Below are 21,843 nucleotides of genomic sequence, written 5' to 3' on the forward strand. Positions count from 1 at the left end.
AGCTTCAGCCTGCTGCGCGGAGCGTTGAATAGCACCGGCTCCCTCCTGCCTTTGGTGATGTGATGATAAACACACGGCGGGGAAGACGGAGGGGATGTCCAATGCTCCGCTTATGGACACCCCCTTCCTTACTTCCAGTGCGTTTGTTACTAAGGGTGTTGGTTTACATCTTGGCGTCTTAGGCGGAGATTGCTTCGCTTCTCCTTAGTTTTTACTTTTTCCTTTTGCTTGGAGAAGTTTGGTGAGCTTGGACAGGGTGTTTTTCCTGTAGCAGCAATAGTAGTGGATGTTGACCGCTTCATCCTCAATCGGGACGATGACACGGCCTTCGGGGGGATTGTAGCGCTGCAGGGCCAGGTCGGTCGCGAAGGTAGGCAGAACGGAGAAGCGGACGAGTTCGTCAAAGGCATTTTCATCCTGCGTCAGGAAGCTTGTATCCGGCATAGCTTTTTTGACGATGTCGGTCCAGAAGCCGAGGTTGGGGCGCAGGAGCATGGTTTCGCCGTTGAGGTCAGCGAGATGCAGGGATTTTTTTTCGGCAAGGGGATGCGCCGAGGGCAGGGTGAAGTAGAGATGTTCTTCACCGATTTCCTGCGAGGCAAAGCCCGGCTCTTCTATAGGATAGGGCAGGGCGATAAGCTGATAAGTCTTGTCGAGCAGTTTTTCTTGGAGTGTGTCGAGACCGCGGATTTCTGAGGTAATCGTCATATCGGGATAAAGAGCCGAAAGATTGGGAAGCAGGGTCCATAATGGTGCCGGCGCACAGCTGCCGAGGAAAATCGTGTGGCGGGCTCGTTCGTGAGCGACAAGGCTTTCTTTCATTTCTTTCGCTTCGCGGACAATCTGCTCGGCGTATTTGACGGCGAGCTCACCGTTTTCATTCAAAGCAATTTTATTTTTCGCATGGTCAAAGAGCGGTACGGAAAGGTCCATTTCGAGACGGCGCATGGAACGGCTCAGGGCCGGCTGCGACAGATGGAGATGTTCGGCAGCGGCCGAAAGAGTGCCGTATTCGGCAAAGGCCAGGAGCTGCTCGAGCTGATTGAGTTCAAACATATTTATCACCTCTCCTGCAGTGTAGCACATTTTTGCTGCTTTACAAAGAGGTTTGTATGCGTTTCCATCATAGTACTTTGCGGAAACGGAACTGTACTTTATGCCGGAATCCTCGTATGATAAGAGTCAAAGAGAAACAAATGAAAGAACATAACGCGGATGCTCAAATCCGTATGTATAATGAAAGGACGATTTTTATGGAATTCACAACGTTAAGCAATGGCATAAAGGCACCTCTTCTCGGCGTCGGCACGTTCCTCCTGAGCCTCGAAGAGACGGAAAAGTCGGTTTATGAAGCCATTCGCCTTGGTTACCGCATGATTGATACGGCCAACGGCTATCTCAACGAAACGGCCGTGGGCAAAGCCGTGGCCCGTGCTATAAGCGAAGGCCTTGTCAAACGCGAGGACCTCTTCATCTCGACGAAGCTCTGGCCGACGGTGTACGAGAAGGACACATCTGTTGAGGATACACTGAAGCGCCTGGGTCTCGATTATGTCGACCTGCTCTTCATCCATCAGCCGGCCGGCAATTTTATCGCGGGGTATCAGCAGCTGGAAAAGGCTTATAAGGAAGGCAAAGCCAAGGCTCTTGGCATCTCGAACTTCCACGACGAGAAACTCAAAAAGCTTTTAGCAGCAGCTGATGTCAAGCCACATGTCATCCAGCTTGAGACGCATCCGTACTATGCTCATCATGCGCAGATGGACCGCCTCAAGGAATACGGCACGAAGCTCATGGGCTGGTATCCGCTCGGACACGGCGATGCGGGTCTGCTGCATGAAACGGTTTTTGAAGATCTCGCCGTCAAATACCATAAGAGCACGATTCAGATTATCCTGCGCTGGGCCGTTCAGTACGGCGTCATGACGATTCCGGGCTCGAAGAATCCAGAGCATCTGCGTTCGAATTTTGACATCTTTGATTTTGCCCTGACGGATGAAGAGATGCAAGAAATTGCCAAGCTCGACGGCACGAAGCGTTATTACCACGCGGACAACGCGATGGAAGAACGTTATGCCAGCATGCACCTTTGCATTGAAAAATAAAGTAGATTAAGTAGATTAATTGGATGAAAGGAGATTCTTTTACGATGGAATATGTAACACTCAACAATGGTATCAAAATGCCGCAGCTCGGCTATGGTGTCTACCAGACGAAGCCCAGCGAGACGGAAAAAGCCGTCAGCACGGCACTGGAAGTTGGCTATCGTCTGATTGATACGGCAGCATCTTACGGCAATGAGGAAGGTGTCGGCGAGGCCATCAAAAAGAGCGGCCTGCCGCGCGAAGAGCTCTTCGTGACGACGAAGCTCTGGGTGCAGGACCACGGTTATGACAATACGCTGAAAGCTTTTGATACTTCAATGAAGAAACTTGGCCTCGATTACCTCGACCTTTACCTCATCCACAAACCGTATGGCGATTATTACGGGGCCTGGCGTGCTATGGAACGCCTCTACAAGGAAGGCCGCATCCGCGCCATCGGCGTGACGAGCTTCTGGAATGAGCGCCTCGCGGATCTTTTCAACTGCAACGAGGTAAAGCCTGCTGTCAACCAGATCGAGACGAACGTCTGGAACCAGAAATGGGATGAAGCAGCTTTCATGAAACAGCACAATATCCAGCAGGAAGCCTGGGCACCGTTTGCCGAGGGCAACAACGACGTTTTCAAGAACCCCATTCTCCAGCAGATCGCCCAAAAACACGGCAAGACGACGGGGCAGGTCATGCTGCGCTGGCTGCTGCAGCGCGGGATCGTCGTCATCCCGAAGTCCGTGCACAAGGAACGCATGGAAGAAAATATGAATGTCTTTGATTTCCAGCTTGACGAGACGGATATGGAAGTCATCCGCTCTCTCGATACGAAGAAGAGTACGATCTACGACGAAATGGACCCGCAGATTTCCCTCTTCATCGGCTCGAGGAAGATCCATGACTGATCGTTCCGATAATTTTCTGCAGGGGCCGCTGGCTGGCAAGCTCTTCCGGTTTGCCGTGCCCGTGGCCTTTACCATTATATGTGAGCAGCTCGTCAATGGCACAGACGTACTCGTACTCGGACAATTTGTCGGCCCCGAAGCCATGGCCGTTGTGGGCAATGATATGCCGGTCCTGACTCTGCTCATATCGCTCCTTAAATATATGGCCAGCCCAACATTGGATATGAAAAAGGTCCTGGCGTATTTTAAGGAGTAACCCATTTGCTATTCGTGAAGCACATAGCGTATTGCGGAATCAGCATTGTACATATGGGCGTCATCCTTGTAGAATAAAGATGTCAAAGGAAATCAGCAAGGATTTCGAATGATATTTGGTATACACAAAACAATGAAGCAATACAACGAAAAAATGAAAGGATGATATACATGGAAAACTTCGTTTTCGCCTATCCGACAAAGAATTATTTTGGTAAAGAGGCAGCGAAACAGGCTCTTAACGCTGAGCTTCCGAAATATGGCAAAAACGTCCTGCTGGCTTATGGCGGCGGCAGCATCAAACGCAACGGCATCTATGATGAAGTCATGGCACTTCTTCAGGAACAGGGCAAAGAGGTCACGGAGTTTCAGGGCATCATGAGCAATCCGACTTATGCCAAAGTCCAGGAAGGTGCGAAACTTTGCCGTGATCACAAGATCGACTTTATTTTGGCCGTTGGCGGCGGCAGCGTCTCAGACTGCTGTAAAGCCGTATCGGCACAGGCAAAGCTCACCAGTGACCTGTATGACTACGAATACCAGGAAAAGAAAATCCCGCAGGACGGCATCCCAATGGGCGTGATTGTCACGGCCGCCGGTACAGGCAGCGAGCAGAATGCCGGCGCCGTCATCACGTACGAGGAGAAAAACTGGAAAGGGGCTCTCTGGGGTACGCCAGCATCGTTTGCCGTGTTGGATCCGTACTACACAAAGACCGTGCCGCAGAAACAGGTCCTCTCGGGTGCGTTCGATACGCTTTCCCACTGCATGGAGACGTATCTTGGCACGCCGCGCCAGCCGAATCTCTCCGACCGCATGAACGAAGCCGTCATGCGCTCCGTCATTGAGAACACGCGCAAAGTTGCCAAAGACCCTGAAGATATGAACGCACGCAGCGAACTCTTCTGGGCCGCGGCGATGGCGGAAAACGGTATCCTCAAGATCGGCAAGGTGACAGACTTCCAGGCACACATGATCGAGCATCAGCTCGGCGCCTTCACGAACTGCAACCACGGCCGCGGCCTCGCCGCCATCCAGCCGGCGCTTTACCGCCATCTCGCCCCTGCCGCCCGCAAGCAATACGCGCGCCTCGCCCGCAACGTCTTCGACGTGAACGGTGAGGAAGCAGACGACGAGACGACACTCGAGATCGCCCTGAAAGGCATCGAGAAGCTCGCCGCCTTCATCAGGGAAATCGGGCTGCCGACGACGCTGACGGAGCTTCTCGGCGAGGTAGACGATGCGATGCTGCGGCAGGTTGCAGACACCGCAGTCATCACGAAGGGCTGCGCAAAGCAGCTGACGCCGGACGAGATCTACGTCATCCTGCAGGAAGCGAAATAAATAAGGCAGCCGCCAAAGAAGATGCGCCGACCCCTGCGCGCTCTTCGGACATCCCATGACGTATAGGCAAAGAAAAGAAAGGAGCAACTACGATGTGGAAACAACTGCTGGTCACAGCATTCTCCTTCGGCTTCATGAGTGCCTCAGCATTCGCAATGAGCCACCCCGTGACGCTTGAGGACCAGGGCAGCTTCTACGCGGGCGGCAAGGTCGTCACGGCGCCGGGCACCTACAAGGACGATGAGCCGACGAATTTTGACGGTGAGACATTGCACGGCGATGCCGCCTATGTCTTCTGGCAGAAACCGGCCAAGGCGAAGAAAAACGCCATGGTCTTCCTACATGGCTACGGCCAGTCGGGCAAGACCTGGGAGACGACGCCGGACGGCCGTGATGGCTTTCAGAATATTTTCCTCGAGAAGGGCTATTCGACCTATGTGGTCGATGAGCCGCGTCGTGGCCGTGCGGGCAATTCTACGGTACCGGCAAATCTCAAGGCGCAGCCGCAGGATCAGCTCTGGTATGACAATTTCCGCATTGGGCAGTGGCCAGATGTTTATGACAATGCTGCCGTGCCGCGCGATAAAGAGTCGCAGGAGCAGTTTTTCTACCAGATGACGCCGGATACCGGTGCTTTTGACCAGGATGTCGTGGCGGATGCCATGACTGCCGTCATGGAAAGGGCGGGCAGGGGCGTGCTCGTCACCCATTCCGCTGGCGGCGGTCCGGGCTGGCTCACGGCAGCACACAGCGATAATGTCAAAGGCCTTATTGCCCTCGAGCCCGGCACCTTCCCGTTCCCGAAGGGCGAAGTGCCGGCCGTAGAGAAAACGACGAGCCCGTTCCCTGCACGCGGGATGGAAGTCAGCGATGAGGACTTCCAGAAACTCTTAAAAATTCCGATGGTCGTCTATTTTGGCGACAACATCAAGACTGGCAGCACGCCGGACTCTCATTGGGGTCTCGACAACTGGCGTGTGCGCCTGAACCTCGCGAACAAATGGGCCGAAGTCATGAAAGAGCACGGCGGCGATGTGCAGGTCATCGTCCTGCCGGATATCGGCATCAAGGGCAATACGCATTTCCTCATGGCCGACCTCAATAATCAAGATGTCGCCGATGAAATGGTCCGCTGGATGCACGAGAAGAAACTCGACCGTTAATTATAATAGGAAAATTGCACGAAAGGAAGATGTAAGATGAAGAAATTATCACGGAAAATGCTCGCAGCGGCTCTGGCCGTCGGCCTGATGGGTATCGGCGGCTTTGCCGGAAATTCCGTACAGGCGGCCGCCGCACCTTTTACGGTACCGCAGACGAATCATGAAGTTCAGTACTATGGTGCTAAGGACCTGCGTGAACTCGCTCCGGGCGAAGTCAAGAGTCCGAACAAGAATCCGTATGGTCTTGTTTACAGCGATGCTATCACGAAGAATGAGCCGGGCAAAGTCAACATTCATCCGGTAACGTACAACCTCAACGGCAATCAGATTGCCGCAAACATCTACACGCCGGCCGGCTATGACGCAAAAGACGGCAAAAAATACAAGGCCATCGTCGTGGCCCATCCAAACGGCGGCGTCAAGGAGCAGGTAGCAGGTCTTTACGCACAGAAACTCGCGGAAGCCGGCTACATCACTATGGCAGCCGATGCTTCGTTCCAGGGGGCTTCAGGCGGCCAGCCGCGCAATCTCGACAATCCGGCATTCCGCGTCGAGGATATTCACGGTATGCTCGATATCCTGCCATCCTTCCCGGGCGTTGACGCGGACCACATGGGTGCCCTCGGCATCTGCGGCGGTGGCGGCTATATGCTGAAGGCCACGCAGACGGATAAACGCGCGAAGGCTGTCGCGACGCTTTCCATGTTCAACTCCGGTATCGTGCGCCGTGATGGCTTCCTCTCGAGCGCGAAGGACACGACGCTCCAGCGCCTTGCGGATTCTTCTGCAGAACGCGCGCAGGAAGCCGCGGGCGGCGATATTGCCCGCTCCGTCGGCATGGAGTCGCAGGACATCCCCGAGGAGACGCTCAAGAAGATGCCGACGCTTTACAGCGAGGGCTATGTCTATTACGGCAAGATGCACCGTCATCCGAATTCCACGTTCATGTATACGCTGCGCAGCAACCTCGATCTTTTCACGTTTGACGCAGCGGCCAATATGGACCTCATCAACCAGCCTCTCCTGATGATTGCTGGCAGCGACGCGGACACGCTCTACATGACGAAAGACGCTTTTGCCAAGGCAACGGGTACGACCAATAAAGAACTTTATCTCGTCAATGGTGCTACGCATATCCAGACGTACTGGGTACCGAAATACGTCAAGGAGATTTCCGCAAAGCTCGTTTCGTTCTTTAACAAGAATCTTTGACAGGAGAGGATGATAAGATGTTAAAGCTCATCCTCTGTCTGTTGACGGTATTGTCCTTTGCTACTGTTGCTTATGCAAAGGACGCGCCGCAGATGAGCGTCCCGTTCCCCCTGGGACGTGACATCTCGGACCATTTTGTCGGCACGGTACATCGCAATGATATCATCATGGCCGATGATGTCTATAAACTGCCGCAGACGAACGTCATTACCTTCGAGCCGGGCAGCCACAGCGGCTGGCATGTTCACGGAGCCATGACCATCATCGGTCTTGCCGGCACCGGTGTCTATCAGGAATGGGGCAAGCCGGCTGTCTTGATTCGCCAGGGCGATGTCGTACAGATTCCCGCCGGCACGAGTCACTGGCACGGTGCAACGAAAAATTCCCGCTTCCAGCAGATCGTAATTTACGACAAGGACTGGCAGGCACCGAAGGACCTTGCCGCTCATATGGGCCCCGTGACGGATACCGAATATCAGCATCTGACTTTTGTTGACGCCAAGGACCGCAGAAGCGAGCCGGAAAAAGGCAGCGAATTCTTATTTGCTTATCCAAAGCAGGTTTTTTCTTCCTCAAATTTCAATCATCCGGTCTATCTGAGTACGGTAGTCGGACAGCCGAACGAAGCAAAAACCCCAAACTGGACGTACGTCGTCTTCCCCAAAGGCACGTATAACCGCTGGCACAGCCATAAGACGGGACAGGTCCTCATTGCGACGGACGGCATCGGCTATCATCAGATCAAAGGGGAGAAGCCGCAGATCCTGCATCCCGGCGATGTCGTCTACTGCCCGCCGGGCGTTGTCCACTGGCACGGCGCGGCGCCGGGCAGCAAATTTGCTCATATCGCCATCAGCCCCGAAGACAATCATGAGGTCACCTGGTATGATTTCCCCGTGAAGGAATATGCGGCTCTTGAGGATTTATCCAAACAGGTCGAACAGGTCGAAAATCCTGTTAAGACCACACAGAACGCACAGAATGAAGCTGCTCTTTACAAGGACAGACGCTGACAGAAGTGTATTTCTCTCAATCTCTATAATATAGAAAAGAAGGCCCTTGCTGACTTTTTACAGTCAGCAAGGGTTTTTCTTTTGTTTTATGTTTGACAGGGAATCTCTCAGAGAATATCTTCTTTTTCTCTTTATGCGCTTGATGCATAGCATTCATCGCTATTGGCATTGTACATATTGGCTTCAAACCGTTAGAATAAAACATGTCAAGAGAAAAAGAAAGGATGCGAAATACATGTTAGTTTTAAATCAGACGTTGATTTTCCTCATACTGATGCTCGTCGGTATGTACGCCCGCAAGAAGGGCATGCTCAATAAGGAGGCTGAAGCCAAGATATCCGCTATAGTCGTAAATATTGCTTATCCCGCTATCATCTTATCGGGTGTCACTGGCACCGGCCCGCATATCGGCACATCGGATTTTCTCGAGGCGATTTTCGCGGTAATTCTGCTTTTGGTACTGACAATTGTGGCAGCTTCCCTGCTGCCGCGTCTCATGGGGTACAAGAAAGAACAGCGCGGCATCGTCAACCTCATGGTCGTCTTCACGAATATCGGCTTCATGGGCGTGCCAATGATCCAGGGAATCTATGGTCCCGATGCTCTCATTTATATGACCGTTTTCCTGATTCCGTTTAATCTGCTGTTTTACTCCTACGCGATGAAAGTCATCCGCGGCAAAAACAGCGAACCGTTCCGCGCCAGAGACCTTTTAAATGCCGGCATGATTGCCTGCGTACTGGCCATCGTTGTTTATTTTGCCGATATTCGCCTGCCGTACGTCATCACGACGTCCATCAACATGGTCGGCAGCATGACGGCGCCGCTGGCAATGATGCTGGTCGGTTCGTTCCTGCTTGATGTCAAATGGAAAGAAATGTTCCTCGATGTGCGGACCATCCTCTTTACGCTCATTAAGATGATTGTCCTGCCTGTCGCCATTACGTTCATTGTCAGCCTGTTTATCAAGAATGTCTACGTCCTCTCGGTATGCATGGCAGCCCTGGCGACGCCATCCGGCAATGTCCTCGCGCTTTTAGCTTCTATTTATAATAAAGAAGCTTATCCGACAGCACTTGCCGGTATCGCCATGACGACGCTGGTATCCGTCGTGACCATGCCGATTGCCTTCTGGCTCGGCGGTCTTGGTTGATGATTCATCTGCCCGGTCTTGTCACAGTTTTGTCCAATGATATTTCCATCATCCTTTGTATATTATAGGTTATTGTCAGAGAGAAAGGATTGTCATCATGAAAAGAAAGAATCTGAAAAAATTGCTCGCGGCTTTGGCCCTGCCGCTCAGTCTTCTGGCTCTCGCGCCGCAGACTTACGCCGCAACGCCTGACACGGCTGCATCGGCAAAAATCGCCACGCAGCTGAAGGCCGAGGAGAATACGCCGCTCGTCGTAGCAGAGCAGGGGAGCTTTGCCGTGGGCGGCAACACGAAGGAAAAGGGCGGCACGTTCTCGAGCAAGACGTTTTTGGAGCCGACGGGCCAGACGGCTTATGGCGACCATGCCTATGCCTTCTATCAGAAACCAATGCATCCGAAAAAATATCCGCTGATTTTTGAACATGGCGGCGCACAGACGAAACGCACGTGGGAATCGACGCCGGACGGCCGCGAGGGGTTCCAGAATATTTTCCTGCGCGAAGGCTTCTCGACATACCTCATCGACCAGCCGCGCATCGGCGAGGCCGGACTTGCCCTTGAAGCCGATAATGGCAAGAACCCGTATGCAGCCAATCCGATGTATGCCGACCATACGATGTTCATGCTCTGCCGCGTTGGCACGTATGAAAACGGCCAGCCGACGGTATTTAAGGGCTCTGCCTTCCCCAATACCAAAGAGGCCATCAATCAGTTCCAACGCACCTGGACTCCGTACACGGGCCAGCTCGATGATGATGTGAGCGCGGACGCTCTCGCAGCCCTGTTTGAAAAGACGGGCCCAGCGATTCTCGTCACGCATTCGATGGGCGGCACAGTCGGCTGGCGTACGCCGTTCCGTACGGACAAAGTCAAAGCCATTGTCGCATTTGAACCGGGCGGCACGCCGTTCCTTTTCCCAGAAGGCGAAGTACCGCAGGCTGAGACACCTGTCTACGCTCCGGTCAGCGCCACGGCTAAAGCCGTACCGTTTGCCGACTTTGAAAAACTCACGAAAGTCCCGATGATTCTGTTCTACGGTGACTATATCCCGGATCATCCTGTAGAGGAAGTCGGTCCGGACAAATGGCGCAGTGAATACGACATGGCCAAGAAATTTGTCGCAGCAATCAACCGCCACGGCGGCGATGCTACGCTTGTCCATCTGCCGGATATTGGCATCAAGGGCAACACGCATTTCCTCATGGCTGATAAGAACAACCTCGACATCGCGGCTTTGATGGAAGAATGGCTCAAAGAGAAAGGACTGACGGATCATGAATAAGGTTTGGCTGATTACAGGTGCGGGCAGAGGCTTTGGACGTGCCTTTGCCGAAGAGGCGGTTTCCCGCGGTGACTTTGTGATTGCCGGGATTCGCCGCCCGACGGATGACGAATTTTTCCGCCGTCCGGACGTTTATACAGTTAAAATGGATGTCACGAACAAAGAGGAAGTGGAAGCAGCCGTAGAAAAGGGCACAGCGTATTTCGGACACCTCGATGTCCTCTTGAACAACGCGGGGTTCGGCATGAGCGGAGCGTTTGAAGAAACGAGCGACGAGGAACTCCGCCGCTTGATGGAGACGGATTATTACGGCGTGGTGAATGTCACGCGCGCCGTCCTGCCGATTTTCCGTAAGCAGCAGAAAGGCACAATCCTCTCGATTGCCTCGCAGGGCGGCCTCATGGGCTACGCCGGCAGCAGTGCTTACTGTTCAGCAAAATTCGCCGTGGTCGGACTCATGCAGGTCCTGCATCAGGAACTGGCATCCTTTGGCATTGAGGCCGCAGCTGTCTGCCCCGGAGCATTCCGCACGGACTTCCGCGATTCTTCCTCGATGGTCTACCCGAAGGCAAAAGTTGCGGCTTACGACGGCACGGCCTCCCATCAGGTGCAGAAATTCCTACAGGATAACACGCACAATCAGGCTGGCGACCCGCATCTCGCAGCAAAATTCCTGTTTGACTTCCTCGAAACAGGCAAAAAACTTCCGGGTCGCATCCTGATTGGCAAAGACTGCTGCGAGCAGGTAAAAGATGATCTGAAAGAACAGATTGCTTCAATTGAAAGCTACGAAGAAGCCTCAGCAAAGACGAATTTTGCCGAATAAATCTTTTCTGCGCCTCATAATAATAGAAGAGAGACTCTCTCTTGGACAATCTAAATCAAAAACTTCTGACCTCGCTCGTATTATCCGCCGTATTATTCGGCGCGGTTCCGGCCTTTTCCCAGGCGGCACCACAGGCAAATGTGAATGCCGCAGCCGTGCAGACACAGTCTGCCCAAAAAGCGCCAGCTTTAGCAAATGAAGAAAAAGAATTTGCCGCAGAGCCGCATATCGCCGAAGTCGATGTTGACGGCGGCCACGTACAGGGCTACGTGCTTATGATGAAAAATATGCAGACTCGGCCAATGCCGGCATTTACGATTTGATCGATGCTTTGACATGGATTCAAAAAAATATCCGGGCATTTGGTGGTAATCCGCAAAATGTCACGATTTTCGGTGAGTCAGGCGGCGGTGCTAAGGTCCTGACGCTGATGGATACACCAAGGGCCAAAGGATTATTCGAAAAAGGCATCGTTGAGAGCGGTGCCACGGAAACGATGGGTGAGACCTTCATGACATCAGAGGTCAGCCGCCGTGTCGCGGAACTGACGCTTAAGAATCTCGGCCTTGATGCTTCTACGGTTGAAAAACTCCAGACCGTTCCCTATGCTGACCTTGTCGCCGCTTACGATAAAGCCCTGCAGCAGGCCGGCGAAGAATTTAAGATTGTGCGTCCCTTGAGTACGGAGTATGGTTTAATGTGGGAGCCGGTTGTCGATGGCAGTTTCCTGCCGGAGCAGCCAGTCAGGATGACGGGCAGTCGCGATATACCGCTCCTCATTGGCAACAACCGTACGGAATGGGAATCCTTCCCTGAAATTATGAACGCTGCCCGGTCGCAGTACGACAATAAAAATACATGGAGTGACACCGAGATTGACAAGAAGCTGACGGAAAAATACGGTGCCCGCAAAGATGCCAAAAAGCTTGAAACAGAGATGAGTCAGGCTTGGTTCAACTTTGCCAGGACGGGCACACCATCGGCCAAAGGATTGCCAAAGTGGGAGCCATTTACGGAAGAGAGCGGCGCCGTGATGATTTTTGACCAGCAGCCCCGACTGGTGCATCATCACGATGATAAACTTTTGGAACTAGTCACAGCAGCCAGAAAGAAATAAACGGATGCTAATATGCTAGATATCAATCAAGAAGATCATTGGATACGCAATGTAAATATAATGTAAATATATGGAAAGGAAATCAATATGAAAATTCTGTTTGTCAATGGCAGCCCCAATAAGAAGGGCAATACGGCGCAGCTTGCTGCCGCGCTGTTAGAGGGCAAAGAATATGAGACGCTGAATCTTGTCGATTACCGCATCAATGTCTATGGTCAGAAACTGCCGGGCGACCAGCTCGATGAAGTTCTTGCCAAAATCAAAGGCGCAGATGTTCTCGTTATCGGCTCGCCGCTTTACTGGCACAATATCTGCGGCAGCGTCCGCACGCTGCTCGACCGTTTTTACGGTCCGGTAGAATCCGGCAGCCTGAAGGGCAAGCTGTTCTTCCTGTTTCAGGGAGCAGCACCGGAAAAATGGATGCTTGAAGCCGGCGATTATACGATGCGCCGCTTTGCCAGTCTTTATGGCCTGAGCTATGAAGGCATGGCCACAAACCGGAAGGAAGCAGTACGTCTTTCTGCTAAAATATAAATATCATGAAATCCCCAATCCTGTTTTGATCCCCTGCAGGAAGCGCGTTTTCTTCTTTCAAACCGCTAGGGAAGCAGCTGCCGAAGCTCAATGCTCTGGCAGCTGCTTATTTTTTGCTTATGCAACTCGCACTTGTAAAATACACGAGCCCTATGATAAAATTAACTTTATATCATAGGGCTTGCAGAGATTCCAATCTAAAAGCTTGAAAGCCTAAGGGGGTAATGATTTGCCGAAGAAGATAGATATTCTGGGCGTCAAGGTGGATCCTGTCACGATGGAGGAAGCCGTCGCCCAAGTGGAGACGTATATGGATGAGATGTGCGGCGTGCTCGTCGCCACGGCCAATGCCGAGATGATCATGCGCGCGACGCACGACCATGAGCTCATGAAGATCCTCAACAATGCCGCACTCGTCGTGCCGGACGGTGCGGGCACGGTCTGGGCTGCGCATCACCTCGGACACGAGATGCCGGAACGCGTCGCTGGCTACGACCTCGCACAGGAGCTCATGCGCCGCGCTCCGGAGAAGAAGCGCCGCATCTTCTTCTTCGGCTCGGCACCGGGCGTAGCGGAACTCGCCAAGAAGAAGGCCGAGTCGCTCTACCCGGGCATCGAGATTGTCGGCACGCGCAACGGCTTCTTCTCGGAGAAGGACGAGCCGGGCATCATCGAGGAGATCCGCAAGGCGAAGCCGGACCTCTTGCTCGCGGCGCTCGGCGTACCGAAACAGGAGAAGTGGCTCTACGCCCACAAGGACGAACTCGGCGTGCCCGTCTCTATCGGCGTCGGCGGCACGCTCGACGTCATGGCCGGCGTCATGAAGCGCGCGCCGCGCTGGATGCAGAAGGCCAAGCTCGAGTGGCTCTTCCGCGGCATGCTGCAGCCGAAGCGCGCCGGCCGCCTCATGGCGCTGCCGAAGTTCGTGCTCAAGGTGCATCACGCCAAGAAGTAATGACTGCCGCCTTTCAGAAAAGTCACAGGCGGGAGCGCCGGAATGGCCATCTCGTATGGACAAAGGCAGGGCAATCCGCTATAATTGTAAATTAGCAGGCAGGCCAGTGGCGAAACTGGCCTGCTCCTTATGCAGAGGGCTATCTGCATGGAGACATATCAAATCGATCAGGAGGTGGAGGTTTGACTCCGATTATTTCAGAGGGATACCCGTTCATCGGGGGATGCTTCGTGCTGACACTGCTCTTCGGCTGGTCGCTGCATCCGCTGGCCGCCGTCGTGCCATTCGTCCTCATGCTCTATTTCTGCTACTTCTTCCGCAACCCGAAGCGCCACATCGAGCAGGACTCGTCTGTCGTGCTCTCGCCGGCTGACGGGACAGTCACGGACATCGTGCCGCTCGAGACGGATGAGGACGGCTTCATCAAGGAGCCGTGCAACAAGATTGTTATCTTCATGTCGGTCTTCAACGTGCACGTCAACCGCAGCCCGATCGAGGGTGAGATCAAGCTGCAGAAGTACTACTGCGGCCGCTTCCGTCCCGCCTACAAGGACACGGTCGGCTTCGAGAACGAACACCACCTGCTCGGCATCGAGAACGCCCGCCTGCGCATCACGGTCAAGCAGATCGCAGGCATCCTGGCCCGCCGCATCGTCTCTTACGTCACGCTCGACGACAAGCTCGAGCAGGGCGAGCTCTACGGCATGATCAAGTTCGGCTCGTGCCTCGAGGTCGTCATGCCGCAGGACGTCGCTGTGACGGTCAAGAAGGGCCAGAAGGTCACGGGTGGCAAAACCATTATCGGGAGGATGAAAGACTGATGGACTATCGCAGGTTAATACCGAATATGTGTACCTCATCGAACCTCGTCTTCGGCATGTGTTCGATCCTTTCCACGTACAGTGGGAACCTCGTCTGGGGTTCGATCTTTATTCTGCTCGCGCTCGTCGCGGATGGCCTTGACGGCCGCACAGCCCGCTTCTTCGGCGTGGCCAGCGAGATGGGCAAGGAGATGGACTCGCTCTGCGACCTCGGCTCCTTCGGCATCGCGCCGGCCTTCCTCGCCTGGGCCTTTGTGCTGCATAACCACGGCTTCCTCGGTGTCGTCGTCGCGATCTTCTTCGCGATCTGCGGCATGTGGCGCCTCGCGCGCTTCAACGTCAACGCCTCGGTCGTGCACGGCTACTTCATGGGCCTCGCCATCCCGGCAGGCGGAAACATCGTCGCGATGACGACGCTGCTCTTCGTCGAGCTCGGCGTCGATCCGATGGCTTTTGGCATCGCGTATCCCATCGTCATGGCCTTCGTCGGCTGGCTCATGGTCAGCCACGTCCACTATCCGAACTTCAAGGGCGATGGGGCAGAGCCCATCTACCTCATCTCGAAGATTGTCGCACTCGTCCTGTTCCTCGCCATCCTCTGGCTCGGTCATGCGTCTATCCTGGCGGCCCTCGCTGTCGCCGTCTTCTCGACGTATGCAGTCCTGGGCATCGTCAATTCTCTGCTGGCAAGTTTTGCAAAGAAAGGCTGATTGTTTTTGTTCACACATCCTTTTGACATCATCATGGTGCCAATGCAGATCCTGATCTTCCTCTTCACGCTCTATTTCTTCGTCATCGGCTTCTGCGGCATGTGGCGCAAGAAAGAGGTCAAGATCAAGACGCCGCGCAAGACGTTTGCACTCGTCGTCGCGGCACACAACGAGCACGCCGTCATCGGCCAGCTCGTCGAGAACCTCAAGCAGCTCAACTATCCGAAGGACATGTATGACATCTACGTCATCGCCGACAACTGCACAGACAACACGGCAGAGATTGCCGAGGAGGCAGGTGCGCTCGTCCACGTGCGCACGCATCCGACGAAGAAGAGCAAGGGCTATGCGCTCCAGTGGATGTTCGACCGCCTGTTCAAGATGGACAAGCAGTACGATGCCGTCTGCGTCTTCGATGCCGACAACCTCGTACACCCGCAGTTCCTCATGGAGATGAACAACCGCCTCTGCAAGGGCGACAAGGTCATCCAGGGCTACATGGACGCGAAGAATCCGTACGACACGTGGGTCTCGGGCACGTTTGCCATCGCGTTCTGGGTCATCTGCTACATCTCGCACCTCGCGAAGTCGAACATCGGCCTCTCGGCCTGCCTCGGCGGCACGGGCATGTGCTTTGCTTCGGAGATTCTCAAGAAGCACGGCTGGCAGGCGACCTGCCTGACAGAGGACATGGAGTTCACGATGAAGTGCATGGCCGAGGGCATCAAGACGAGCTGGGCACACGACGCCATCATCTACGACGAGAAGCCGCTGACGTTCAAGCAGTCGTGGAACCAGCGCCGCCGCTGGGCACAGGGCCAGTTCGACGTCGGCAACCGCTTCATCCCGAAGATGCTCAAGGCCGGCTGGAAGCACAAGGACATCCGCATGTGGGATGAGTGCATCTATCTCATGCAGCCGCACTTCCTGATGATCTCGACGATCTTCATCGTCATCAGCTACATCCAGCTCGCCTTCCCGCCGTTCTACACGAATATCTACAACTTCATGCCGTCCCAGCTCATGACGGCCATCATGCTCGGCCAGTACATCCTGCCGATGATCATCCTGATCAAGATCCGCGCGAAGTGGAAGTCCTGGCTCTACATGCTGCTGTATCCGGTCTTCATCTACTCGTGGATCCCGATCATCTTCCTCGGCTTCATCCACCGCAACGAGCACGAGTGGAGCCACACGCAGCACACGCGCGCCATGAGCATGAACGACATCGTCGGCAACGTCAAGAACACGAAGTCGATTGAGAAGTCACTCAAGAAGTAAAGAATCACCTCCCTCTCTATGCAGGGAGGTTTGTTTTTAGGAGGAGTCAATCATGTACACACTCAAAGTCGAAGGTGCCTTTGAAGCGGCACACCGCGTCGTCAACTACCCGGGCAAGTGCGACCGCCTGCACGGCCACAACTGGAAGGTCGAGGCGCTCGTCAAGGGAACGGAGCTCGACGAGCTCGGTATGCTCGTCGACTTCAAGGCCATCAAGGGCGCGCTCAAGGAAGCGCTCGAACGGTTCGACCACCGCTTCTTGAACGAGCTCGAACCGTTCGCTTCGGGCATCAACCCGACGGCAGAGAACCTTGCGCGCATCATCTTTGATGAGCTTGCCACGAGCCCGGTCTTCGTGCGCGACAGCCATCTCGCCGCCATCACGGTCTACGAGACGCCGGCCTCTTCGGTCACGTACACGAGGGACTGACGATGAACGCAAGACACGAGAATCTCATCGAGATCTTCTCTTCCATACAGGGAGAGGGGAAGTACGTCGGCTGCCGCCAGGTCTTCGTGCGCCTCGAGGGCTGCAATCTCGACTGTAGCTACTGTGACACCGAGAACAAGCCTGGCTCCCATCCGGCCTGCCAGGTCGAGACGGCTGCTGGTTCGCGTACCTTCGAGACCATCAAGAATCCGATGACCGCCTCTGAGACGGCCGCTGTCATCGCCAATCTCCTGCAGGAAGTCCCGCACGAGGCCGTGAGCTTCACCGGCGGCGAGCCGCTGCTGCACGCCGCCTTCATCCGCGCGGTCGTAGAAGCGCTGCACGCGCTCGGCCAGCGGCCGAAGGTCTTCCTCGAGACGAACGGCACGCTCTACCGCGAGCTCGCCTCCATCCTCGACATCACCGACATCATCAGCATGGACATCAAGCTGCCGAGCATCGTGACAAAGCCACAGTGGGAGGCGCATGCGCGCTTCCTCGAGCTCGCGCGCACGAAGGACCTCTACGTCAAGCTCGTCGTCTCGGCTGAGACGACCGACAAGGAGTTCAAGAAGAGCGTCGCCCTGCTCGAAAAGGAGGCTCCTGACGCGCTCTTCATCATCCAGCCCGTCACGCCGTACGGCGGATGCGCAGCGGCGAGCCCCGAGAAGATCCTCGCCTGTCAGTCGTATGCGCTCAAGCACCTCAGGGATGTCCGCGTCATCCCGCAGACCCACAAGATGATCGGGCAGCTCTGACCATCTTGTGGGCTGAGGATTGAGATAGCCGCATTTTTCTGTTTTGTTTGCTAAGGGAGAATCAGACATGAAACTGTTGGAAGAGAGAATCAAGAAGGACGGCATCGTGCTGCCGGGCAATGTGCTCAAGGTCGACTCGTTCCTCAATCACCAGATTGACCCGGAACTCTCGCAGGCGATGGGCGAGGAGTTCGCGCGCCTCTTCAAGGATGCGGGTATCGACCGCGTCCTGACTGTCGAGGCCTCGGGCATCGCCATCGGCGTCATGACGGCGCTTACGCTCCACGTGCCGCTCGTCTTCGCGCGCAAGAAGAAGTCGGCTCTCATTAACGAGCCCATCTACACGCATCGCGTCTTCTCGTACACCAAGAAGGAGTACTCCGACATCCTCGTGCTGCAGAAGTTCCTGCCAGCCGGCGAGAATGTCCTGATCATCGATGACTTCCTCGCCAACGGCGAGGCGGCACTCGGCCTCGCGAAGCTCGTCGAGGAAGCCGGCTCGAAGGTCGCCGGCATCGGCATCGCCATCGAGAAAGCCTTCCAGCCCGGCCACCAGCGCCTGCTTGACAAGGGATACCACCTCGAAGCGCTCGCGAGCATCGCCTCGCTCGAAGGCGGCACGATTCGCTTCACGGCAGAGGACTGAGGGGGCGGCCATCGTGACTACAACTGCTACCGCCGCTGTCCATCCCGTCGACCAGAAGCTGCCGTGGGGCAGGACGCTCGTCTACGCCTTCCAGCACGTCCTCGCCATGTACGCGGGTGCTGTGGCCGTGCCGCTCGTCCTCGCGGGGGCGGTTCATCTCAGTACGGAAGAGCTCATCTACCTCATCAATGCCGACCTCTTCACCTGCGGCATCGCGACGCTCGTCCAGTCGCTGAGCATTCGTGACTATATCGGCTCCAAGCTGCCGATCGTCCAAGGCTGCACCTTCACCGCCGTCACGCCGATGATCATCATCGCCAACACGCACGGCGGCGGCGCGGCCGGCCTGCAGGTCGTCTACGGCGCGGCCATCTTCGCCGGCGTCGCCTGTTTCGTCATCAGCAACTTCTTCAGCAAGATGCTGCGCTTCTTCCCGCCAGTCGTCACGGGTTCGGTCATCACGGTCATCGGCCTCTCGCTGATGCCGGTCGCCGTCAACTGGATTGCCGGTACAAACCCGTCTGCGCCCGACTACTGTGAGCCGACCCACATCCTTATGGCCGCCGTCGTGCTCGCCATCATTCTCGTCATCTACCGTGTCTGCCGCGGCTTTTTGCGCCAGATCAGCGTGCTTCTCGGCCTTGTCATCGGCACGCTGATTGCCGATGCGTTCGGCATGGCCGATTTCCACGCCGTAGGGGAGGCGGCAGCGCTCGGCATCACGACGCCGTTCGCCTTCGGCTATCCCGTCTTTGAACCGGTCTCGTGCCTCGCGATGACGCTCGTCATGCTCGTGACGATGGCCGAGACGACAGGTGATATCGTCGCGGTCACCGAGATTGTCGACAAGCCGATGACCGAGAGCATGCTGACGAAGGCGCTGCGTGCCGACGGCTTCTCCACGGCACTCGGCGGCATCTTCAACACCTTCCCGTACACCGCCTTTGCCCAGAACATCGGTCTCATCGGCATGACGGGCGTGCGCAGCCGCTACATCGTCGCCGTCTGCGGCGTCATGCTCATGATCCTCGGCCTCTTTCCGAAGATGGCCGCCGTCGTCGCCAGTGTGCCGACGATGGTCTTAGGAGGCGCCGGCCTCGCGATGTTCGGCATGGTCGCCGCCAGCGGCTTCCAGGCCCTCTCAAAGGCAGAGCTGCACAAGAAGGGCAACATCATGGTCGTCGCCATCAGCGTTGCCGTCGCTCTGATCCCAATCGGCGTGCCGAGCTTCTACAGCAAGTTCCCGACCTGGGTCCAGATCCTCTGCAACAGCGGCATCACGATTGGCAGCATCACGGCCATCCTCTTGAATCTGCTGCTGCGCGATGCGCCAGATCCCGACAGCGACAGACTGCCCAAGAGAACGGCCGAACGCGCGTCCAGATCTCGTTGATTGCATAGAGCACAGGTGCCGCTCAAGATATGGCAAAGCCCTGTCCGTCCATATTCCATGGACGGGCAGGGCTTCTTTGTTTGTAAAAAGAGCGGGGCAGACTACTGGACGTCAAAGTGATTTTTGCGTATAATGAATACTAGATTGCATCGTATCAACCGGGGCTATGCCCCCGCTGTGAAATAGAGGAGGATTTTTTAACATGAAGAGCACGAAACCGATTTATGTCATTGGTCATCGCAATCCGGATACGGATTCCATCTGCTCGGCCATCGGCTATGCGCACCTGAAGCAGGCACTTGGCTTCAACGCAGTCCCGGCGCGTGCCGGCAAGGTCAATGCGGAGACGAAATATGCACTCGACTACTTCCACGTCGAGCAGCCGCTGCTGCTGTCGGATCTCTATCCGCGCGTCAAGGATGTCACACTCGACTGCAAGATCGTCGTCCGCCAGCACGACACGCTGCGCCATCTCGGCGAAGTCATGCGCGGCCATGACCTCAAATCGGTGCCGGTCACGGACAGCAAGGGCATTCTCGTCGGCATCGTCACGGTATCGGACCTCGCGAAGCGCTATTTCCAGGAACTCAGCATGCAGGATCTCTCGGAAATGCGCGTGCGCTATCGCGACATCATCGCGGCAACGGACAGCAAGGTGCTCATCTCGGGCAATGAGAGCGACTTCATCCACGGCAAGATCCGCATCGCTGCCGGCTCGATCAAGATGATCCAGGACACGGTCGAGAAGAACGACATCGTGCTCGTAGGCGACCGCCACGATGAGACGCTCATCGACATCGTCGATCAGGGCATCTCCTGCCTCATCATCACGGGCAATGGCCGCGTCTCGGCTGATGTCATCGAAGCCGCTGAGGCAAAGCACATCTTCGTCCTCTCGACGCCGTATGACACGTATACGGTAGCCCGCCTGATCAACCAGTGCGTGCCGATCCGCCGCATCATGCATCCGGACCCGGTCTGCTTCAAGCCGCTCGACCTGCTCTCGGACATCAAGGGCACGATGGAGGAGACGAACTACCGCAACTACCCGGTCCTCGAGAACGGCCGCCTTGTCGGCCTCGTCAGCCGCGACAACCTCATGCTGCCGGAGCGCGACCGCGTCATCCTCGTCGACCACAATGAGCGCGGCCAGGCCGTCGAGGGCATCGAGGAAGCCAAGATCCTCGAGATCATCGACCACCATCGCCTCGGCGGCATCCAGACGAGCGAGCCGATCTTCACGCATGCTGAGCCGGTCGGCTGCACGGCCACGATCGTCGCGAACATGCACTGGCAGAATGATGTCGACATCCCGGCATCCATCGCAGGCCTCCTGCTCTCGGCCATCCTCTCGGATACGGTCCTCTTCAAGAGCCCGACCTGCACGCCGTACGACAAGAAGACGGCAGAGCGCCTCGCTGAGATCGCCGGCGTCGATATCCAGGAATACGGCATGGCGATGCTCAAGGCTGGTTCCGGCATCGGCGACATGACGCCGGCTGAGATCGCCAAGAACGACCTCAAGGAGTTCCAGATCGGCGACTACCGCGTCATCGTCAGCCAGATCTCGGTCATGGACCCGAAGGAAGTCATGGATCTCGAGCCGCAGCTCATCGAAGCGATGCAGAACATCTGCGACAAGGAGGGCTTCGACCTCAGCCTCGTCATGGTCACGGACATCCTGCAGGAAGCGACGTACCTGCTCTTCACGGGTTCGCCAAAGACGCTCATCGGCGAGGCCTTCAAGAAGGACGCTAGCGGCACGCACATCTACCTGCCGGGCGTCATGAGCCGCAAGAAACAGGTCATCCCGCCTCTCTCCGAGGCCGTCAAGCGCATCGGCAAGAACTGACTGCCGCGCAGCGCGCATCATGCTTGAAACAAACAGAGCCTTCTCCCCGGTGCGTCCGCACCGGGGGGAAGGCTTTCCTATCGATAGAACAGAAGAACCG

Annotated in this window: 23 protein-coding genes; 22 read left to right on the top strand and 1 reads right to left on the bottom strand. The window is 55.6% G+C overall.

All coding sequences use genetic code 11. From position 1 onward, the window contains the following. Positions 1-204 precede the first annotated feature (204 nt). Complete coding sequence (locus QDI87_RS02060) at positions 205-1,056, bottom strand: LysR family transcriptional regulator (RefSeq protein WP_055162649.1); 852 nt, start codon at positions 1,054-1,056, stop codon at positions 205-207. A 197-nt stretch (positions 1,057-1,253) separates the two neighbouring features. Here QDI87_RS02060 and QDI87_RS02065 point away from each other — a divergent pair, with 197 nt between their 5' ends. The 22 genes from QDI87_RS02065 (at position 1,254) to QDI87_RS02170 (ending at position 21,743) form a co-directional block, all read left to right on the top strand. Continuing rightward, entirely contained in the window at positions 1,254-2,105 is an 852-nt protein-coding gene (locus tag QDI87_RS02065) for an aldo/keto reductase (protein WP_255240765.1), read from the top strand. Between the two features lie 44 nt (positions 2,106-2,149). Continuing rightward, positions 2,150-2,998, top strand: a complete 849-nt coding sequence (locus QDI87_RS02070) for an aldo/keto reductase (protein WP_255240764.1) — start codon at positions 2,150-2,152, stop codon at positions 2,996-2,998. Beyond that, a complete protein-coding gene (locus QDI87_RS02075; RefSeq protein WP_255240763.1) occupies positions 2,991-3,254 on the top strand; it encodes a hypothetical protein in 264 nt (87 codons plus the stop codon). The genes QDI87_RS02070 and QDI87_RS02075 overlap by 8 nt, the downstream gene beginning before the upstream one ends. Before the next feature lie 170 nt (positions 3,255-3,424). After that, positions 3,425-4,597 (top strand): iron-containing alcohol dehydrogenase, encoded by a 1,173-nt coding sequence (locus QDI87_RS02080; RefSeq protein ID WP_255240762.1) that lies wholly within the window; start codon positions 3,425-3,427, stop codon positions 4,595-4,597. A 92-nt stretch (positions 4,598-4,689) separates the two neighbouring features. Beyond that, positions 4,690-5,760 carry an alpha/beta hydrolase gene (locus QDI87_RS02085; RefSeq protein WP_255240761.1) on the top strand — a complete coding sequence of 357 codons (1,071 nt, stop codon included), beginning with the start codon at positions 4,690-4,692 and terminating at the stop codon, positions 5,758-5,760. 36 nt (positions 5,761-5,796) lie between these two features. Continuing rightward, the gene (locus QDI87_RS02090) at positions 5,797-6,972 is read left to right on the top strand and encodes an alpha/beta hydrolase (protein WP_255240760.1); all 1,176 of its coding nucleotides are present in this window, start codon (positions 5,797-5,799) and stop codon (positions 6,970-6,972) included. A gap of 17 nt (positions 6,973-6,989) precedes the next feature. Continuing rightward, on the top strand, positions 6,990-7,985 hold the full coding sequence (locus tag QDI87_RS02095; RefSeq protein ID WP_255240759.1) for a cupin domain-containing protein: 996 nt from the start codon (positions 6,990-6,992) through the stop codon (positions 7,983-7,985). 235 nt (positions 7,986-8,220) lie between these two features. Next, positions 8,221-9,138 (top strand): AEC family transporter, encoded by a 918-nt coding sequence (locus QDI87_RS02100; RefSeq protein WP_055162688.1) that lies wholly within the window; start codon positions 8,221-8,223, stop codon positions 9,136-9,138. 97 nt (positions 9,139-9,235) lie between these two features. After that, positions 9,236-10,420, top strand: a complete 1,185-nt coding sequence (locus QDI87_RS02105) for an alpha/beta hydrolase (RefSeq protein WP_255240758.1) — start codon at positions 9,236-9,238, stop codon at positions 10,418-10,420. Continuing rightward, on the top strand, positions 10,413-11,246 hold the full coding sequence (locus tag QDI87_RS02110; RefSeq protein WP_278742110.1) for an SDR family NAD(P)-dependent oxidoreductase: 834 nt from the start codon (positions 10,413-10,415) through the stop codon (positions 11,244-11,246). The genes QDI87_RS02105 and QDI87_RS02110 overlap by 8 nt, the downstream gene beginning before the upstream one ends. Positions 11,247-11,287: 41 nt before the next feature. Continuing rightward, the gene (locus tag QDI87_RS02115; RefSeq protein ID WP_255240756.1) at positions 11,288-11,569 is read left to right on the top strand and encodes a hypothetical protein; all 282 of its coding nucleotides are present in this window, start codon (positions 11,288-11,290) and stop codon (positions 11,567-11,569) included. Next, positions 11,566-12,363, top strand: coding sequence for a carboxylesterase family protein (locus QDI87_RS02120; RefSeq protein WP_055162680.1), 798 nt, complete (start codon positions 11,566-11,568; stop codon positions 12,361-12,363). The genes QDI87_RS02115 and QDI87_RS02120 overlap by 4 nt, the downstream gene beginning before the upstream one ends. Positions 12,364-12,450: 87 nt before the next feature. Continuing rightward, positions 12,451-12,897: a flavodoxin family protein gene (locus tag QDI87_RS02125; RefSeq protein WP_255240755.1), complete on the top strand. Its 447-nt coding sequence runs from the start codon at positions 12,451-12,453 to the stop codon at positions 12,895-12,897. A gap of 277 nt (positions 12,898-13,174) precedes the next feature. Then, positions 13,175-13,852, top strand: coding sequence for a WecB/TagA/CpsF family glycosyltransferase (locus QDI87_RS02130; protein ID WP_055162817.1), 678 nt, complete (start codon positions 13,175-13,177; stop codon positions 13,850-13,852). Positions 13,853-14,034: 182 nt separating this feature from the next. Continuing rightward, the gene (locus QDI87_RS02135) at positions 14,035-14,673 is read left to right on the top strand and encodes a phosphatidylserine decarboxylase family protein (RefSeq protein WP_255240754.1); all 639 of its coding nucleotides are present in this window, start codon (positions 14,035-14,037) and stop codon (positions 14,671-14,673) included. Further along, complete coding sequence (gene pssA / locus QDI87_RS02140) at positions 14,673-15,383, top strand: CDP-diacylglycerol--serine O-phosphatidyltransferase (RefSeq protein ID WP_255240753.1); 711 nt, start codon at positions 14,673-14,675, stop codon at positions 15,381-15,383. Before QDI87_RS02135 ends, pssA begins: the two co-directional genes overlap by 1 nt. A 33-nt stretch (positions 15,384-15,416) precedes the next feature. Further along, entirely contained in the window at positions 15,417-16,664 is a 1,248-nt protein-coding gene (locus QDI87_RS02145) for a glycosyltransferase family 2 protein (RefSeq protein WP_051652173.1), read from the top strand. A 52-nt stretch (positions 16,665-16,716) separates the two neighbouring features. Continuing rightward, positions 16,717-17,094 carry a 6-carboxytetrahydropterin synthase QueD gene (gene queD, locus QDI87_RS02150; RefSeq protein ID WP_055162792.1) on the top strand — a complete coding sequence of 126 codons (378 nt, stop codon included), beginning with the start codon at positions 16,717-16,719 and terminating at the stop codon, positions 17,092-17,094. Between the two features lie 2 nt (positions 17,095-17,096). Next, entirely contained in the window at positions 17,097-17,852 is a 756-nt protein-coding gene (locus tag QDI87_RS02155; RefSeq protein ID WP_255240752.1) for a 7-carboxy-7-deazaguanine synthase QueE, read from the top strand. A gap of 67 nt (positions 17,853-17,919) precedes the next feature. Further along, a complete protein-coding gene (locus tag QDI87_RS02160) occupies positions 17,920-18,498 on the top strand; it encodes a xanthine phosphoribosyltransferase (protein WP_036374685.1) in 579 nt (192 codons plus the stop codon). A 13-nt stretch (positions 18,499-18,511) separates the two neighbouring features. Then, entirely contained in the window at positions 18,512-19,891 is a 1,380-nt protein-coding gene (locus QDI87_RS02165; protein ID WP_278742113.1) for a nucleobase:cation symporter-2 family protein, read from the top strand. A gap of 202 nt (positions 19,892-20,093) precedes the next feature. After that, positions 20,094-21,743: a putative manganese-dependent inorganic diphosphatase gene (locus tag QDI87_RS02170; RefSeq protein ID WP_278742114.1), complete on the top strand. Its 1,650-nt coding sequence runs from the start codon at positions 20,094-20,096 to the stop codon at positions 21,741-21,743. The last annotated feature ends 100 nt before the right edge of the window (positions 21,744-21,843 follow it).

This window comes from Mitsuokella jalaludinii, assembly GCF_928722185.1.
GTDB classification, from domain to species: domain Bacteria; phylum Bacillota; class Negativicutes; order Selenomonadales; family Selenomonadaceae; genus Mitsuokella; species Mitsuokella jalaludinii.

What these genes read in the sequence shown, in the direction of transcription:
- QDI87_RS02060 (WP_055162649.1), bottom strand. Translation starts at nt 1,056, where the DNA reads ATGTTTGAACTCAATCAGCTCGAGCAGCTCCTGGCCTTTGCCGAATAC.
- QDI87_RS02065 (WP_255240765.1), top strand. Translation starts at nt 1,254, where the DNA reads ATGGAATTCACAACGTTAAGCAATGGCATAAAGGCACCTCTTCTCGGC.
- QDI87_RS02070 (WP_255240764.1), top strand. Translation starts at nt 2,150, where the DNA reads ATGGAATATGTAACACTCAACAATGGTATCAAAATGCCGCAGCTCGGC.
- QDI87_RS02075 (WP_255240763.1), top strand. Translation starts at nt 2,991, where the DNA reads ATGACTGATCGTTCCGATAATTTTCTGCAGGGGCCGCTGGCTGGCAAG.
- QDI87_RS02080 (WP_255240762.1), top strand. Translation starts at nt 3,425, where the DNA reads ATGGAAAACTTCGTTTTCGCCTATCCGACAAAGAATTATTTTGGTAAA.
- QDI87_RS02085 (WP_255240761.1), top strand. Translation starts at nt 4,690, where the DNA reads ATGTGGAAACAACTGCTGGTCACAGCATTCTCCTTCGGCTTCATGAGT.
- QDI87_RS02090 (WP_255240760.1), top strand. Translation starts at nt 5,797, where the DNA reads ATGAAGAAATTATCACGGAAAATGCTCGCAGCGGCTCTGGCCGTCGGC.
- QDI87_RS02095 (WP_255240759.1), top strand. Translation starts at nt 6,990, where the DNA reads ATGTTAAAGCTCATCCTCTGTCTGTTGACGGTATTGTCCTTTGCTACT.
- QDI87_RS02100 (WP_055162688.1), top strand. Translation starts at nt 8,221, where the DNA reads ATGTTAGTTTTAAATCAGACGTTGATTTTCCTCATACTGATGCTCGTC.
- QDI87_RS02105 (WP_255240758.1), top strand. Translation starts at nt 9,236, where the DNA reads ATGAAAAGAAAGAATCTGAAAAAATTGCTCGCGGCTTTGGCCCTGCCG.
- QDI87_RS02110 (WP_278742110.1), top strand. Translation starts at nt 10,413, where the DNA reads ATGAATAAGGTTTGGCTGATTACAGGTGCGGGCAGAGGCTTTGGACGT.
- QDI87_RS02125 (WP_255240755.1), top strand. Translation starts at nt 12,451, where the DNA reads ATGAAAATTCTGTTTGTCAATGGCAGCCCCAATAAGAAGGGCAATACG.
- QDI87_RS02130 (WP_055162817.1), top strand. Translation starts at nt 13,175, where the DNA reads ATGGAGGAAGCCGTCGCCCAAGTGGAGACGTATATGGATGAGATGTGC.
- pssA (WP_255240753.1), top strand. Translation starts at nt 14,673, where the DNA reads ATGGACTATCGCAGGTTAATACCGAATATGTGTACCTCATCGAACCTC.
- QDI87_RS02145 (WP_051652173.1), top strand. Translation starts at nt 15,417, where the DNA reads ATGGTGCCAATGCAGATCCTGATCTTCCTCTTCACGCTCTATTTCTTC.
- queD (WP_055162792.1), top strand. Translation starts at nt 16,717, where the DNA reads ATGTACACACTCAAAGTCGAAGGTGCCTTTGAAGCGGCACACCGCGTC.
- QDI87_RS02155 (WP_255240752.1), top strand. Translation starts at nt 17,097, where the DNA reads ATGAACGCAAGACACGAGAATCTCATCGAGATCTTCTCTTCCATACAG.
- QDI87_RS02160 (WP_036374685.1), top strand. Translation starts at nt 17,920, where the DNA reads ATGAAACTGTTGGAAGAGAGAATCAAGAAGGACGGCATCGTGCTGCCG.
- QDI87_RS02170 (WP_278742114.1), top strand. Translation starts at nt 20,094, where the DNA reads ATGAAGAGCACGAAACCGATTTATGTCATTGGTCATCGCAATCCGGAT.